Origin of the sequence: Paenibacillus sp. FSL L8-0663 (assembly GCF_038008125.1) — a bacterium.
Classification (GTDB): domain Bacteria; phylum Bacillota; class Bacilli; order Paenibacillales; family Paenibacillaceae; genus Paenibacillus; species Paenibacillus polymyxa_D.
On record NZ_JBBOYM010000001.1, the window covers coordinates 5,588,106 to 5,604,868 of the forward strand.

General features: G+C 43.3%; 13 protein-coding genes. 3 read left to right on the forward strand and 10 right to left on the reverse strand.

All coding sequences use genetic code 11. From position 1 onward, the window contains the following. The first annotated feature begins 6 nt into the window (after nucleotides 1–6). On the forward strand, nucleotides 7–753 hold the full coding sequence (locus MKY75_RS24820; RefSeq protein WP_049817054.1) for an SDR family oxidoreductase: 747 nt from the start codon (nucleotides 7–9) through the stop codon (nucleotides 751–753). A gap of 265 nt (nucleotides 754–1,018) precedes the next feature. Here MKY75_RS24820 and MKY75_RS24825 read toward each other — a convergent pair whose 3' ends face one another. From MKY75_RS24825 to MKY75_RS24850, 6 genes are all read right to left on the reverse strand, one after another. Beyond that, nucleotides 1,019–2,518: a malate:quinone oxidoreductase gene (locus MKY75_RS24825; RefSeq protein ID WP_340886931.1), complete on the reverse strand. Its 1,500-nt coding sequence runs from the start codon at nucleotides 2,516–2,518 to the stop codon at nucleotides 1,019–1,021. 238 nt (nucleotides 2,519–2,756) lie between these two features. Continuing rightward, a complete protein-coding gene (locus tag MKY75_RS24830) occupies nucleotides 2,757–3,545 on the reverse strand; it encodes a class I SAM-dependent methyltransferase (RefSeq protein WP_029518892.1) in 789 nt (262 codons plus the stop codon). 138 nt (nucleotides 3,546–3,683) lie between these two features. Beyond that, nucleotides 3,684–4,547 (reverse strand): hypothetical protein, encoded by an 864-nt coding sequence (locus tag MKY75_RS24835; RefSeq protein WP_340886932.1) that lies wholly within the window; start codon nucleotides 4,545–4,547, stop codon nucleotides 3,684–3,686. Nucleotides 4,548–4,718: 171 nt separating this feature from the next. Further along, entirely contained in the window at nucleotides 4,719–6,143 is a 1,425-nt protein-coding gene (araA, locus tag MKY75_RS24840; RefSeq protein ID WP_029518894.1) for an L-arabinose isomerase, read from the reverse strand. Between the two features lie 39 nt (nucleotides 6,144–6,182). Then, complete coding sequence (locus tag MKY75_RS24845) at nucleotides 6,183–6,878, reverse strand: L-ribulose-5-phosphate 4-epimerase (RefSeq protein WP_104497505.1); 696 nt, start codon at nucleotides 6,876–6,878, stop codon at nucleotides 6,183–6,185. Nucleotide 6,879: 1 nt separating this feature from the next. Then, the gene (locus MKY75_RS24850; protein ID WP_340886933.1) at nucleotides 6,880–8,493 is read right to left on the reverse strand and encodes a xylulokinase; all 1,614 of its coding nucleotides are present in this window, start codon (nucleotides 8,491–8,493) and stop codon (nucleotides 6,880–6,882) included. 290 nt (nucleotides 8,494–8,783) lie between these two features. Here MKY75_RS24850 and MKY75_RS24855 point away from each other — a divergent pair, with 290 nt between their 5' ends. Both MKY75_RS24855 and MKY75_RS24860 read left to right on the forward strand, forming a co-directional pair. Further along, complete coding sequence (locus MKY75_RS24855; protein ID WP_340886935.1) at nucleotides 8,784–9,872, forward strand: GntR family transcriptional regulator; 1,089 nt, start codon at nucleotides 8,784–8,786, stop codon at nucleotides 9,870–9,872. 166 nt (nucleotides 9,873–10,038) lie between these two features. Further along, nucleotides 10,039–12,033, forward strand: a complete 1,995-nt coding sequence (locus tag MKY75_RS24860; protein ID WP_340886937.1) for a serine hydrolase — start codon at nucleotides 10,039–10,041, stop codon at nucleotides 12,031–12,033. 398 nt (nucleotides 12,034–12,431) lie between these two features. Here the strand turns inward: MKY75_RS24860 and MKY75_RS24865 are convergent, their stop codons facing one another. The 4 genes from MKY75_RS24865 to MKY75_RS24880 form a co-directional block, all read right to left on the reverse strand. After that, nucleotides 12,432–14,231, reverse strand: a complete 1,800-nt coding sequence (locus tag MKY75_RS24865; RefSeq protein ID WP_340886939.1) for a hybrid sensor histidine kinase/response regulator transcription factor — start codon at nucleotides 14,229–14,231, stop codon at nucleotides 12,432–12,434. Nucleotides 14,232–14,331: 100 nt separating this feature from the next. Continuing rightward, nucleotides 14,332–14,919, reverse strand: a complete 588-nt coding sequence (locus tag MKY75_RS24870; protein WP_340887129.1) for a sensor domain-containing protein — start codon at nucleotides 14,917–14,919, stop codon at nucleotides 14,332–14,334. Nucleotides 14,920–15,176: 257 nt separating this feature from the next. Further along, the gene (locus MKY75_RS24875) at nucleotides 15,177–15,779 is read right to left on the reverse strand and encodes a class I SAM-dependent methyltransferase (protein ID WP_340886942.1); all 603 of its coding nucleotides are present in this window, start codon (nucleotides 15,777–15,779) and stop codon (nucleotides 15,177–15,179) included. A 230-nt stretch (nucleotides 15,780–16,009) separates the two neighbouring features. Beyond that, a complete protein-coding gene (locus MKY75_RS24880; protein WP_340886943.1) occupies nucleotides 16,010–16,543 on the reverse strand; it encodes a YceI family protein in 534 nt (177 codons plus the stop codon). Nucleotides 16,544–16,763: the final 220 nt, after the last annotated feature.

The window sequence follows — 16,763 nt, forward strand, 5'->3', positions numbered from 1 at the left end:
GGGGCTATGAGTTTGGAAGGAAGAATAGAGAACAAAGTCGTCGTGATTACAGGTGCAAGCAGCGGAATTGGAGAAGCAACAGCACTGTTGCTTGCCGAGCGTGGAGCAAAAGTCGTGCTTGGCGCGCGCGGGGTGGACCGCCTTGAAGCACTGGCGACACGTATTACGAATAGGGGTGGCGAAGCTGTCTATGCACGCACTGACGTGAGACGGCGCGAGGATCTATGCAACCTCGTTACTTTGGCTTGCGAACGATACGGGAAGCTGGATGTTCTCGTCAGCAACGCTGGCGTTATGCCTATATCCCCTCTCGATGATCTGCGCGTGGAAGATTGGGAGCACATGATTGACGTCAACATTAAAGGCGTTTTGTATGGCATTGCTGCAGCGTTGCCTGTCTTTCGCAAACAGGGTTTCGGACATTTCGTGAACACTGCTTCTACTGCAGGACACAAGACCGTTCCGAACCAGTCGGTCTACTCTGGTACGAAGTTTGCCGTACGCGCCATCTCAGAGGGGTTGCGCCAGGAGGCTGGTGATAAACTGCGCGTAACCATCATTTCGCCAGGTATTGTGCAGACAAATTTCACCGAAAGTTTAACAGACCCGGCTATAAGAGATCAACTCGCCGTCATCCGGGATAAACTAGCCATGACACCAGACGCGGTAGCCCGCGCAATTGGATTCGCAATTGAACAACCGGCTGACATTGATGTGAACGAAATCGTGATCCGTCCAACCGCACAAATATAACATAAATAGATAGGGGCACCTCCTCTTGTGAGTGCGCCCCTATCTATTCATACATAAAGCTTTACCATGGAAGCTGTTCATCCATGTGACATCGAAAATGCAGAAGGATTGCAAAACTTTGTTTTGTTAAACAAACATTTTTAGCGGTGGGGATTTTCTTCCCACCGCTTGGTGTTGTTGCTTATTGGACTCTACAATATATCGTAAGATTACTGTGCTTTTTATTAAAAATATTTGGATGATCGAGTTACTAGCCATGTAAAAATTAACGATGAAGCGGTTCCCTTTCGCCCAGACCGAGCACCTCCGTTGTGGAGTCATAAATTTCTTGGTAAAGCTCTGGGTTTTCCGCTAGTGACACCCCATAAGAAGGAATCATTTCTTTTATTTTTGGTTCCCACTCTTCCATATGTTGTGGGAAGCATTTTTCCAATACTTCCAGCATAACGTGAACAGCAGTAGAAGCACCCGGAGAGGCGCCGAGCAGTGCAGCTATCGAACCATCAGCAGCACTAACCACTTCTGTACCAAATTGAAGTGTTCCTTTACCGCCCTCCGTATCTTTGATCACCTGCACACGTTGACCCGCTACCACGATCCCCCAGTCCTCGATTTTGGCGTTCGGAATAAACTCGCGTAATTCTTCCAGACGCTTTTCATTCGATAACATCACTTGCTGAATCAGGTATTTGGTCAATGCCATCTCTTTTGCGCCTGCCGCCAACATCGTGATGAGATTATTGGGTTTTACAGATCCGATCAAATCCAAATTTGAGCCCGTTTTCAAGAACTTCGGTGAGAAGCCGGCAAACGGTCCAAATAGCAGTGCTTTTTGGTTACCGATATATCTTGTATCCAGATGCGGAACAGACATGGGAGGAGCACCAACCTTAGCTTTACCGTATACTTTCGCATGATGCTGGGCGACAACCTTAGGATTGTTACATACCATAAATAGTCCACTTACCGGGAATCCCCCGATATATTTGGACTCAGGAATACCGGTTCTTTGTAGCAAAGGTAGACTTCCACCCCCACCACCGATAAAGACAAATTTGGCAGTATGGTATTCGATTTTACCGTTATCCAGATTATGGACTTTGACTTTCCACGAGCCGTCGCTCGCACGTTTAATATCCTTTACACTATGCTTGTAATTGATCTCAACGTTTTTACTTTTTAAATGCTCAAACAACATGCGTGTTAAAGCACCAAAGTTGACATCTGTTCCAGAGTCGATTTTGGTTGCCGCGATTGGTTCATTCAATGTACGGCCTTCCATAATTAGCGGAATCCATTCCTTCAGCTTTTCAGGGTCGTCGGAAAATTCCATGCCTTGAAATAGAGAAATATTTGAAAGCGCTTTAAACCTTTTTTTCAAAAAAGATACATTTTTCTCTCCTGTTACCAAACTCATATGAGGTATTGGCTTGATAAAGTCCTGAGGATTACGAATCAAATGGCTGTTTACAAGAAAAGACCAAAACTGTCTTGAAAGCTGAAACTGCTCATTAATGTCTACAGCTTTACGAATATCTATAGATCCATCAGCTTTTTCGGATGTATAGTTCAGTTCGCACAGTGCAGCATGGCCTGTACCTGCATTATTCCATTCGTTAGAGCTTTCTTCTCCTGCGTTTGCGAGTTTCTCAAACACTTTAATTTCCCATTCTGGTGCTAACTCTTTCAGCAATGATCCCAGAGTCGCGCTCATGACTCCGGCACCAATTAAGATAACGTCTGTATTTTTCTGAATGCTATTCATAAAAACCTTCCTTATCTCTTATATTTGCAAAAAAGAGCAGGCCCTCCTGCTTAGGTGATACAAGAAGCAAGGCTCCACTCAGGAACATATCTTTTCTGTCTCTATTATAACTAAAATATAATCTTTTAAAAATTATATTGTCTATTATCTGATAATTATAAATCATTTCTGCTAAAAAGTGAGAATTTTCTTTGCAAAATAATAAGAATGAATCTCAACACGCTGTATTATTGGGGCTTCACTTACTAGCAGTAATAACAGACACTGACAATTCTTCGGTAAACACACCCGTGGAGTCCATATCTAGTAGAACAGATGTTAAATCATTTTCAAATCGTACTAAATTATCACCAAAAAGGCGTCTTGAAGCAAATGATGTAGAGTACAGATTTCCAATGATCGAATCAACAGTCCATGTATATGAATAACTCGGTAAAATATGTCTTTGGACATTTTTGAATCCAGATTTTCTTACAATATCCTCATACCTCTCCTTTGGGGGAGTGTAAGTGCTATTACCAGCTCTTCTTGCGTCTCCTAGCCAACGTCTCACTACTTCGTTGACCTTGAGTTGCCAAAGTAAGGGTTCCTGCTTCCCAGTATTATCAATAATAGCTACGCCACCATTAGTATCAGAACTGTTATACAGAATGTCAAGAATGGACTCTCTATCCATCCAATGAAATGCTTTCGCAATTATAACGAGGCGAAAGACACCCCAGTCACATACGCGCTCTTCCGCCCTTCCTTGTACCCATTTAACATTGTCCAACCTTTTATCACTGGACAAACGGTTTGCTTCATCTAGCATTTCTGATTCAGTATCTACACCTACTATTTCTTCAAACCAATCACTAAATCTTAGAGCTAGCTGACCCGTTCCACATCCTAAGTCAAGCAAGCGACCTTCCCCATTCAGAGAAAACTTGTTAACTAAAAACCGAATAAGCGACGAAGGATAAGGAGGTCGATACCTAGAGTAGTACCAAGCGGTACCTTTAAATAGATCTGGACCATAATCACTCATAGCTTATAACCTTCTCTCTACTGAACTTTTAAAACATGAGAGTCACAGGGCTGCCTGTAACGGCAAGTTTTTGGGCCAATCTTTACGGGACAGGCCCTTTCTAATTGCACTAACGTTTCCTCGAATGAGCTTCATGGTTTATAAATACTTCATCATGATATTCGAAACAGTCTGTTGTTGATTCACCCAATCATAATCGGAGTTATCCATAACAAACGATTGAAAAGGAAGTTGCTCAATAATTTGTAATTCTAGCTCTCGTCGATGTTCAAGGAACTGAATATATCCCTCGTACCCATGAAGCCCCTTCTTCTTTCCATAATCTTGCTCTGTATGGTACCAAATCGCGAAATCTAACCATTCTTGAGATCTCATCGTTTTTACTCGCTCAATCGTCTCACGCACATCAGGTTGCTTCAAATAGAACAAAATTGGATTTAACTCCTGAATTTGCTCCGCAATCTGTAATACATGCCGAACAAATCGATCATTTCCAGCATCATGCCGGGCGAGTAATGCACACCCTGGGTTCTGTAAAAAACAGCATTCGAGTATGATTAGCTTTTCCTTTTCTCGCTGATCTTTAACAAAAGACTTCCAACGTTGGATCATCAATTCGCAGTACTTTTCCACGGGTACTCCATCGTAGATTTCATAACGCTGGATTTCCTCATACAAACTAGAAGGAATTTTATTTTGGGCTGATTGCTGCGCAAGCGCATATGCGATTAAAGAGTCGTTGCCATTCAAAGATACGAACGGATCAATGTAATGAAACACCTCGGAATAGATTGATCGGAGCCGATCAAGTTCTTCGTTCGGCATACATGCAACCGATTCATAATCAGCGGGATGCCGTAAATTTCCTTCTAAAAATAGTTCCGATTCTATTTGATGTGTATTTAACATGTCATGTATGTATCTAGATAATGTGGATTTGCCAGAGCCAGGTATGCCTTCGACGATAACCAATTTCGTTTTCGTAGCTGGTACATTCGCCATAGTATCACATCCTTATGAATTAAATGATTACCTTAAGGAGAATCCAATTATCTCGTTATATCGCCAGATAGCTTAGGAACCTTTCCTTTATCTCGACATCCTTAGAAAACCAATAAAAAGCATTGGATCCTAAGGACTGACCCAATGCTTTTATAGATGGCTATCTTCTAGTTATTTAATAATTACGTATTCCAGGTTAACCAGTTTTGCATAAGTCACAATTTGGTCTGTGGTTAGATTCAAGGAAACCACAGTATGGTGACCGCCACCGTTCTCAATCCATGCCTTAACTCCATCCTGGAAGTTAGGCTTCACGTTCCACAGTACACGGGCTACCGGAAGATTTGGAGCAGGAACTGTCGGTTCAAATGCCGTAACCTCATTGATCAGCAGTTTATAATGAGTGCCAAAGTCAGCCATAGAAACAACCACACCGTCTCCTGCCTTGCCGTCAAATACCAGACGGGCTGGATCTTCACGATCGCCGATACCTAACGGAGAAACGATGACTTTAGGCTTGTTGCTCGCCAACGTTGGGTCAACTTCAAGCATATGGGATTGAAGGATCGATTCCTGACCAGCCGCTAATTCATAGGTGTAGTCTTCCATAAAGCCAGTGGATTGGTTATGGCTCATGACTTTAAGCAGGCGATCGAGCGCTGCAGTCTTCCAGTCTCCTTCACCAGCAAATCCGTATCCTTGTGCCATCAAACGTTGAACGGCAAGACCAGGGAGCTGTTTCATACCATAGAGGTCTTCGAAGTTCGTAGTGAAGGCAGTATAGCCGCCATGATCCAGGAATCGTTTAATAGCAATTTCATAGCTTGCTTGCACTCTTACACTGGCTTCCCAAGCTTCCTTGCTATAAGTACCATAATCGAATTCATAAAGTTCAGAGTATTCCGCAAACAAAGCATCAATCTCTTCTTCTTTCACAGCATTGACGTACTGAACGAGGTCGCCAATTCCGAAGTAGTCAACAGTCCATCCAAATTGAATTTGGGCTTCGACCTTATCACCTTCCGTAACGCCAACATTACGCATATTGTCGCCAAAGCGGGCGACTTTGATATTGAAGCTTTCGTTATAAGCAACCGCTACATCCATCCACTCTGCGATTTGTTTTTGCACTTCTGCACGTTCCCAGTAACCTACAACCACTTTATTCTGTTTCTTCAAGCGGGCGTTGATAAACCCATATTCACGGTCACCATGAGCTGCCTGATTGAGGTTCATGAAGTCCATGTCAATTGTAGCCCAAGGAATGCTTTCATTGTACTGTGTGGCCAAATGAAGTAGCGGCTTTTGCAGCAATTTAGTACCGCGAATCCACATTTTTGCAGGTGAGAAAGTATGCATCCAAGTGATGACACCAGCAACCTCATCACGATAGTTGACTTCTTTCATAAGGCTGGTGATTTTGTCTGCACTAACCGCCAGATCTTGCAATACAAGCGGATAAGGCAGAACGCCGCTCTTATTTAGGGCATCGGTCATTTCTTGTGCGTGTGCTTTGACTTCTGCTAATGCTTCTTCTCCATACAGATGTTGTGAACCTACGACAAACCAGAACTGTTTTGTACCTACTGTTGACATCATTCATCCTCTTTTCTTCATTTTTTAGTTTAGTTGGTCTTACTTTTGCCCGTAGTAGGCGTCTTTCCCATGTTTGCGTAAATAATGTTTATCTAGAATACGCTGCGGCAATTCTTCGGCAAAATGATTTAATTCTCGGGCGAATAAATTCATTTTCGAGACTTCTTCCAACACGACGCTATTCATGACTGCCGATTTTGCATCTTTGCCCCAGGTGAAGGGAGCGTGACCCTTAAGCAGAACACCCGGCACTGCTAAAATATCCAGCCCGCGCTGCTCAAAAGTTTCGATGATGACACGACCGGTTTCCGCTTCGTAACCACGATCAATCTCTTCTTGCGTCAAGAAACGGGCGCAAGGAACAGAACCATAGAAGGTGTCTGCATGAGTAGTCCCCATTACAGGTACATCCAGGCCTGCTTGAGCCCAAATCGTTGCCCAAGTCGAATGCGTGTGTACAATACCGCCGATCTCTGCGTAATGCTTATAAAGTACAGCGTGAGTCGGTGTATCTGATGAAGGTCTCATTTCTCCTTCAACAACATTGCCATCAAAATCGACAACCACCATATCGCTAGCTTTCATCGTGTCATAACTAACACCACTAGGTTTGATCACGAATAAGCGACTCTCACGATCAACAGCGCTTACGTTACCCCAGGTGTATTTCACGAGTCCATGTTTAGGCAAATCCAGATTGGCTTGAAATACTTCTTCTTTCAGTTGCTCTAACACGTCAATCCCTCCAGTTTTCCACTAGGTTATCTACAGCAGCCTGCTCAATTGCTAGACCTTGTGTGTAGCGTTCCATGAATGTCTCAAATCCCTTAACGTCGGAACTGTCGGGAGAAATTTCTTGCCCCTCAGCATCTCTAAATACTTTTTGGTCGAGGAAGTCTTCCAGACTTTCTTGTTGATCCTTGTTCATCATGTAAGAAGCCAGAATAGCAATACCCCACGCCCCGCCTTCTCCAGCTGTTGACATCACTGATACCGGGACATTCATGGCAGCCGCAACAATTTTTTGTCCGACGATAGGGGTTTTAAATAAACCACCGTGAGCCAGAATGCTGTCAATTGCGACATTTTCTTTCTTTGTCAAAATATCCATTCCGATTTTCAAAGCAGCAAACGCAGTGAAAAGATGAGTCCGCATGAAATTGGCCAAATTGAAACGGCTTTCAGGAGAGCGGACAAACAATGGCCGGCCTTTCTCTATTCCGGTAATATTCTCCCCTGACAAATAGCCATAGCTGAGTAAACCGCCGCCATCTGGGTCTGCTTCCAAAGCCTTGTTCAGCAACACACTGAATAAATGATTCGGGTCCACCTTTTGCCCCATTGCCTCATAGAACTCACGGAACAAGCCCAGCCAAGCATTGATATCACTTGAACAGTTGTTGGCATGGACCATTCCGACCGGATTACCATTCGGTGTAGTTACCAGATCAATTTCCGGATATACCGCTGAAAGATCCTTCTCTAATACAAGCATGGCAAAAACCGAGGTTCCCACAGAGACGTTGCCCGTCCGTTTTCTTACACTATTCGTAGCGACCATCCCTGTTCCCGCATCACCTTCTGGAGGACAAAGCGGAATACCTGGTTGTAAATCTTCGGATTTATCTAAGATTTTGGCTCCCGCGGCGGTTAATACACCTGCCTGCTCGCCTGAAATATAAACCTTAGGGAGAATGTCTTTTAAGTTCCAATCGTAACCTTTGGCCGCAATGAGTTCATCGAACTGCTTAACCATCGATTCGTTATAATCATGTGTAGTCTCATCAATTGGGAATATGCCCGAAGCATCCCCGACGCCAATCGCCTTATCGCCAGTCAACAACCAGTGAATGTATCCAGCTAACGTCGTCATAAAATCAACCTGAGGGACATGTTGCTCTTCGTTCAATATAGCTTGATACAGATGAGCAATACTCCATCGCTCAGGGATGTTGAATTGGAATTTATCAGTTAAAACTTTTGCTGCAGTACCAGTTGTCGCATTCCGCCAAGTCCGGAACGGAACAAGCAACTCACCCTTGCTGTCAAAAGCCATATATCCGTGCATCATTGCAGAGAATCCTATAGAACCAACGGTACGAAGGATGATCCCATATTTTTGTTCAACCTCTTGCTTCATTTCACTATAAGCCTCTTGCAGACCCGTAATAATACTCTCTAAGTTGTACGTCCAATAACCGTCTACCAAGAGATTTTCCCACTCATAGCTTCCAGATGCGATGGTTTCAAAATGATGATCAATCAGCACTGCCTTGATACGTGTGGATCCAAATTCGATACCAAGTGAGGTTTCTCCCTTAGTAATCGCTTGTTTAATGTCTTGATCCATGCTCACGTTACTCCTCTCTCTGAACAACTGTTATAATCGCAATAATTGAAAGAAGGCGCTTTCTTTTGTTTACAGCCTTAGTATATTTTTTGTGCGTACATTTGTCAACACTAAAACATAGTTATGCCTACAAATAATACGATGAACCGAGTATTTCTCTATTTTATCTTTAGTATTTATACAGCTAGGACAATAGATTATAATAAACTCATAATTATGCTAAAATATGTACATACAAATATTATGGATGCATCAATTAGTATTAGAACAACTTGGAAAGAAGGAATAAAGTGAAACCAAAGTATCAGGTCATCCTTGAGGATATAAAAAGCAACATTCTTTCAGGAGCATACAGCGTAGGAGAACAAATTCCAACGGAATTGGCTTTGCAGGATAAGTATAAAGTTAGTCGCCAGACGGTTCGAAAGGCTATTTTAGAACTATCCAACGAAGGTTTTTTAAGAAGTGAAAAAGGATCTGGCACCTATGTCAGCAACCAATTCCGATCAAAAACCGGTGGGAATTCCAGTAATAAAACCATTGGAGTCATCACGACCTACATCTCTGATTACATCTTTCCCTCTATTATTCGCGGGATTGAAGCCAGATTAAATGAAGATAATTATTCATTGCTATTAGCTAGTACAAATAATGATGTCGCACAGGAAAAGAAAGCTTTGGAGATGATGTTGTCCTTTGGTGTGGATGGCTTGATCATTGAGCCTACGAAGAGCAATCTATATAATCCCAATATCTCTTACTATCTGACGTTCAAGGAGCAGGATGTTCCGTTCATCATGATTAATGCTTATTATGAAGAATTGGAAGTTCCCTTCTTTTGTCTCGATGACGTACAGTCCAGCTATCTGGCAACCAAAGAGTTGATTGCTAACGGACACACACACATTGGTATCATTGCCAAAATGGATGATTTACAAGGAAAGCATCGAATGAAGGGATATATTAAAGCGCTTGGAGAAGCCAAGTTACGGTTTCACCCTGAGCAAGTGCTCTCATTCTATACAGAGACGAAGCAGGACCTGTCCACCAACTTAAAAAAATTCCTAACCGAACAAAGAGGCGGGTTAACCGCAATTGTTTGCTATAACGACGAGGTTGGATTAGAAGTTGTACATGTATGCAGACAACTTGGGATATCTGTGCCCGAAGACTTATCCATTATTGGTCAAGATAATTCCTATATTTCCAAGAATGCAAACATCAAACTAACGACATTAACGCACCCCCAGGAACAAATGGGACGTGATGCCGCCGATTGGGTTATTAAGAAACTGCAAGGGAAAAAGGATCTACGCAACCACACCTATTATCAACCTGTATTAATTGAAGGGGAAACGGTAAAGAAGAGGCTGCAGTGAAAGGGGTTCAATATTCTTTGTAAGAAGCCTAATTGTCATATGACACTTTGGAGTGACTTGGTATAGTGGGTGACGAAATGTATCTTGTTGGTATGACAAGTCCTTTGCCATACTTGGTTTTGCCGGACGCTATAAGGCAAAAATACATTTCAAGGAGAAACCATTCATGGAAAAAATGATTTACACCATTCTCGCGGTTCTACTATTATCTACTACGATAACTACCGCATGTATGGCACCCAACGGCGCGTCAGTTGCCGCACCCGTTAACGTACCCGTTGCATCTGAAAAGGCTAGCTTGGAGGGACCGCGAGATCCCAAGGAACTAGAAGCTTTTGTAGATGGTGTTTTTGCGGACAAGATGAAGAAGTTTAATACAGTTGGTTCTAATTTTGTGGTCGTCGCAGGTGGGAAAGTGATGCTAAGCAAAGGTTACGGTTATGCCGACAAGGGCAAAAAAATTCCTGTTGATAAAAATACTGTTTTCCAAATCGGCTCTGTTACAAAGTCATTCACTGCATTGGCAGCTATGCAGTTGGTCGATAAGGGGAAAATGGACTTAAAACACGATATCCAAGAGTATTTAGGAGGAATAAAGGTTCCGAATAAAACAGGAAAAAAACTGACGATGTTTGATCTACTTACATATTCAAGTGGATTTGATGAACCAGATATTCTCATGGAAATGCATCCAGAATACGCGGACAAATATTTTCCAATGAAGAAGTACATTGCATCAAATATGCCAACTGTTGTCAGGCCTCCAGGAGAAGCGTACACTTATGACAATTTTGGTTTCATGCTAGCGGGATATGCAGTAGCAAACGTAACGGGCATGTCATACTCCAAATATATGGAAAAGAATATTTTCAAACCGTTAGGCATGACTTCGACAAATGTGCGGTTTACCCCCCAATTGTTAAACCGAATGGCTGCTCACTATGGGCCAACAGGTGAACTGATACCCTTGGATGGGTTTAAACCAACGGAAAAACCTGAAGGCGGTATCGTTTCAACAGCAGATGACATGGCGAAGTACCTCATTATGCACCTGAACAAAGGCAAGTACAAAGGTAAAGAAGTGGTGAGTCCAAAGAGCATAGAGCAAATGCACACATACCAATTATTCCCCGACAAGGAGTTCCCGGTTACAACAATTGGATTCGAGGGCTACTTCAAAGAGAAGATGAATAATCAGCATGTGATTCTAAAAGGAGGAAATGTTACAGGCCATTCTTCCTTGATTGTTATTCTGCCTGAGAAGAATACAGCGATGTACATGTCTTACAATAACGACTCCATGATGAGTCTTGACGTGTATGAAGAATTTATGAATCATTATTATCCGAGAAAAGCAGAAGTTCCACAGTCAACCTACGCGACAATAAGTGAACAGCAGGCCCAAGACTACGTGGGATTATACCAAAACACGCGTATCGCTGCCTTAAGGACGAAGGTTTCGTATTCGGACGGGAAATTAATAATGGAGACAGGAACATCAGGCAAACATACACTAAAAATGATCCACCCTTTATTATTTGAAGATGAATCAGGTAATAAACTGACGTTTAATAAAAATGAAGCAGGCCATATTGCATATTTGTATTACATGCAGCTCCCAGACCTCGTTGCTTATGCGCAAAAAATAAACATTGATTCACCATTTTCTGATGTACCTGCGGATAGTAAATATATTCCATATATAAACAACCTTAATGCTTTGAAAGTCATGAGCGGAAAGTCTGCCAACCTCTTTGATCCGAAAGGAACGATGACTCAGGGAGAATTCTCAGAAGTGCTGCTGCGCGCCCACGGGTGGTATAAACAACCTTTCATGATTGAACCGAATAAGAAGCAGATGATAGCCGGACTACGTAATTATCAGCCTAATTCTCCTATCACTAGACAAATGGCGGCGGTAATGATCCAGAACCTGAAACAGGTTGAGCCTGGAATTAAGGTTAAATTGAGTGGCGAAACGGATGCTTGGGCAGTTAAAGCAGTCACAGCTCTGGTTTCCCAAGGTATCCTGGACCCGAATACCAAGATCAATTTAGACGGCTCCATAGACTTCCGCTCCAAACAGCTCTTGAAGCGTCAAGAAGCCAGTGCCTTATTAGATCAAGCATTTAATTACTATACGTTGCCAATCAGTCACTAATCGAAAAGGTTAAATAGATTTTCTACCGTAAGGGACAGTGCTTACTTCAGGATTAACGAAAAAAACGCGAGTGCAGGGGGGATTTCCCCGTGACTCGCGCTTTTTCCCATTTGGGGATGTTACGGGCAAGCAAAAGCCGCCCGATAAGGGCACGGTAGGCACCTAAGGAGGCGTATCGAAAGTCTGCCAACCGCGATTGGTCTCAGGCTTCCCCCACAAGGGGGGTATCTGCCTTTTTGTAATTGCCAATTCATATAATGGTACTTTATATAAGATCTCCTGAACCCCCGATCAAACTGGGGGTTTTCTTGTACAATAAGAAACAAGCGGCTGCTGATGCTGCCGCTTGTTTTTTAGTTTTCTCCATATCCAACGGAAATCCGTATCGAGCCGTAAGGTTATTCCAAAACCCCTGCCTCCCGGGCCTTTTGCACTGCTTCCTCCCGGTTGCGAACCCCCAGCTTCAGATAGAACGATGACGCATAGTTTCTAACCGTACCATCGGATAAATACAATTTGGAGGCAATGGTTTTATATCGCAGTCCTTTCGACACGAACTGTAAAATTTCAAGCTCCCGTGGAGTTAAATCATAGGTCGCGGCTACTTTGGTTGTCGACGGAACGTCCCCCTTCTTGGCGGCTTCCAGCTGTGCAAACAATTTGTGCGACATCTCCTGATCGATCAGCGTGCCTCCGCGATAGACCGTGCGTATTGTTTCGGCAAGCTCTACCGGCTTCATCGACTTCAATAAGTATCCGTCCGCTCCGCTTCGCAGCGCTTCCAAAGCCTGCCCAGTATCTTCGAACGTAGTGAGAATCAAGATGCGGATATGGGGCCACGTTTGTTTTATGATACGGGATGCGGAGATTCCGTCCAGGTTCGGCATGTCCAAATCCATGAGCACCAGCTGAGGCTGAGCCTGCCTGCACAGCTCGATGGCTTGCTCGCCATCTTCTGCCACCCCTACGACTTGCAAATCTTGCTGCTCCTCGAGAAGAGTCCGCAGACTTTCACGGATAAAAGGCTGGTCATCGACGACCAACAGACGGATGACTTCATCCTTAAGCTCCGTTTGTCGTGGCAGGGTGCAGGTAACGAGGGTGCCTTCGCCCGGTTGGGTATAGACGCCAACATGACCTTGCAAATTCATCGCTCGCTCTTTCATGGCGTTCAAGCCGAAGCCATCCCGTCCATGTTCCATCCCGTAGCCGTTATCTTGAATTTCCAGCCTCGTCTGCTGAGGCTCGAATTGCACCAGAACCGTAATCTCCGTCGAGTGTCCATGACGCACGGCATTCGTCAATGATTCTTGCAAGCAGCGATACAGCGCTATCTTCGCTTGCTTCGTTACAGGGTATTCCTCCCCGAAGGCCTGGAAACGAACCGACACCTTAGCATGCTCCTGAAACTCCTCTGCCAGCTTCCGCAAAGACTGAAGCAGTGGGAGTTCTTCATGCGGCGATTCGATTTGATGCACATAGCCTCTCACTTCATCCATATTTTGCCGGGCCAGGTTCAATAGGGAATCGAGCCGTTTCGTTCCTGTATCCGTCTCTAGCTCAGGGCGCAAGGTTTCCAATCCCATAATGAGGGAAGTGTACGCATGACCGACGGTATCATGGAGCTCTTTGGAGAGCCGATTCCGCTCTTCGGCCAGCGTGATGCGCTCGATTTGGGACAAGTACTGCTCCAGCACCGCATTTTGCTCGCGTATAATTTCGCTTTGACGATGATTGACCATCAATAAATGGAAGGAAAATCCGAATGCATAAGCCGTCCCGAATTGAATGGTCATAACCCAAAAATCACTCTGCTCTGCAAGCAGCTTAATTATAGCGGGTAGGAGCAATATCGATAAAGGACCTGACCAAAGATATGTTCTTTGTTTGCTGTTAGAGGCAATTAAAAATGCATATACCAGGAATGTGAGGTAGGCCTCTGGAAAGAACGAAACTAAATACAAGCAAAGCCCGCCCGGGATCACGATCTCGGTAAGCAGGTAGTATCTATAATTGAGCTGCAAGCACAGCCAGGGAACGGAAAAAGCAATAAGCTGCCAAAACACAAGAACCCAAAGCGGCAGCGTGAAATGAGCTTGCCGCTCTATGATAGTGAGCAGGAGAGAAGTACTGCAAATCAGGCGGATCATAAGCATGAACCAGTCGTACCAGAACCACTGCCTTACCATATCGAACAAAACCATCAACCCCTAAAAACTTTCAGTATGACATTACGTAACTATTATAGAGCAGACCATCATCCAACAGTACTTTTAAATCCAGACCGGGACATTCCGGCTAACGGTTCACACTCTTGATCATAAGACGGGTGTAGCCCCCTAGCATGCGCGTCAAGCTGTTCGCAAGCCTGTAGCTCACCATAGTGAATACAACTCCTGAGACCGAAACCAATACGGATTTTGTCACAGTATCTATAAGCACACCCATAAAATAATAATTAAATAACGGAAAGAGGAGCGGGGCCGAAATCATCGCGAGTGGAGTCATATAAAGCAAGGCCGCACTAATGAGGCTTAAGATCCCCACCGGGAGCTTCAGCATCAGCCAGCCGATAGCGATCCAGTTGCGCCGATTTAGCAGCTCCTTCCTTGCCTGAAGCCAGATAGAGGCATCGGTGTTTATTGGTTTAACGTAAAGCTCTGTGGTAATATCCGTATAGATCTTGGTCTGTGTGCGTTCAAATTGCAGGAAGGTGTTTGTAGTTCGCAAAATGCGAGTAATCAGAGGAACGCCCGCGACGGTAAACGAAAGACTCAAGCCTAATGTAAGAGCGACCAGATAAAAGCAAAAGTAAAACAATCCGGTAGCGAAAGTAAGCAGTAGGAAATAGCCATTTTGAATAAAGCTGACGACGGTTCTTGTCATCAAAGAGCCCACATCCTTTACAAGTAGTAGTCGTATCCTACGGCTCTTGATGTCAAATCTACCAGTGCCATAATGTCATATGACACAAGGCGAAAACGGTCTGCAAACCTAATGAGGAAAAACAATTCATCTACACGATACGCCATCCAACGAATATATGTATTTTCCTCATGAAATACCATTTTGCGGAGTTCCTTATTTTTCCCTTGTCAATCACACGTAACAAATCGTATAAATGTCCTGGACAGAAACATTTCTTATTTTTGAGAATCAAGAATAAACATAGATGCATCTTGTCCCATGAATATTTTACTTCCATTATAAAAAGTTTTGGATTGAATATCTCTATACCCTATTTTAGTCATAATGTCCGCCAGCTCTTCTTGATTAAACCCGTTATGAACTATATCTGAAACTACTTTTTCATTTTTATTATAATCTACGATTAGTAAATGTCCTCCTTCATTTAGAACATCAAATAATCTGGATAAAACGAATTCAACATCATGAATATGGAGCAGAACCTGAGCCATAAAAATATAGTCAGCATGTAAATCCGTTAGACCTTCCTTTTCAAAATCAAAACATAATGTATCTGCATTCTGAATGTGAAGATCAGTAATTTTTTGCTTTATTTGATTAATCATGTTTTGTGAAGTATCCAGAAAAAGCATAGAATTAAAATCATTTAACAAGCTCATTCCGACAAGACCTGTTCCACACCCAAAATCAATAGCATTCTTACTATTAGCGTCAACTACATATTCACGAATGGCATCAGATGATGCCTTTGCAATTTGAATTCTTTCCGAAGTGTCATATATATTCGCTATCATTTCAAACTTATCCGTATTTCCCATTTCACATCTCCAATCTGCCCTAATAAAATCCTGAATACAACAATCTAGAATGCTATTCTATCGAAGCAATAGCATTTAGTCCACATTCTTATTAGTAAGCTCTTAGTCTTGGTTCGTTGCTGTACAATTTTGCTTCAAAATTTTCGCCCTAATTTGTGATACGGTTCACGACCCTACCTGTAACGGCAAGTTTAAAGACCACCCCGCTAAAAGGATGGTCTTTAGGACTGCTAATCTATACTAATTGCCTCGATATAAAGCTCGATTCTCACTTCATTTCCGACGATAACCCCGCCTTTTTCCAGAGGCGAGTTGAATGTCAAGCCAAATTCATTGCGGTCGATACTGGCTGTTGAATGAAATCCTACACGTTCCCGGCCGCGAGGGTCTTTGTTTAGTCCTTCAAAAAAGGTATGAAAAGTGATGGGTTTTGTTACTCCATGCAGAGTTAGATTGCCCGTAAGTTCATATTGCCTTTCGCCAGCAAGGACGCAGCTGGTGCTTTGAAACGTAATGGTGGGATACTTGGCTGCATGAAGGAAGTCGTCACTCTTCAGGTGTTCATCTCGTTGCGATTGGCGAGTTGTGATACTATTTGCATCTATGGAAGCCTGAATACCCATGGTTTTTAAATCGTTGGGGTCAAAACTCAAGATCGCTTGGAAATGCTCGAATACTCCTTTAATTCTACTAATCATTAAATGCGTCACCGAAAACTCGACGGAGCTGTGGTCCGGATCCACTTCCCACTTGATATTGCTCATGAATAAATTCCACCTCTACGATAAGATCTTTGAGAAAGGTCGCCCCTCTCAAAGCACTGCGATATTCGCATACTCCTAATATACAAAAACGCTACTGACAACGGGATGTCAGTAGCGTTTTAGCATTTTTTCGGCTTCCTCGTAAATCCGATTTCGGAATATTCAGGCTCTGCCACGTCATAATTAAATCCAAGGTGAGCTCGCAGGTGCCAATCATCTG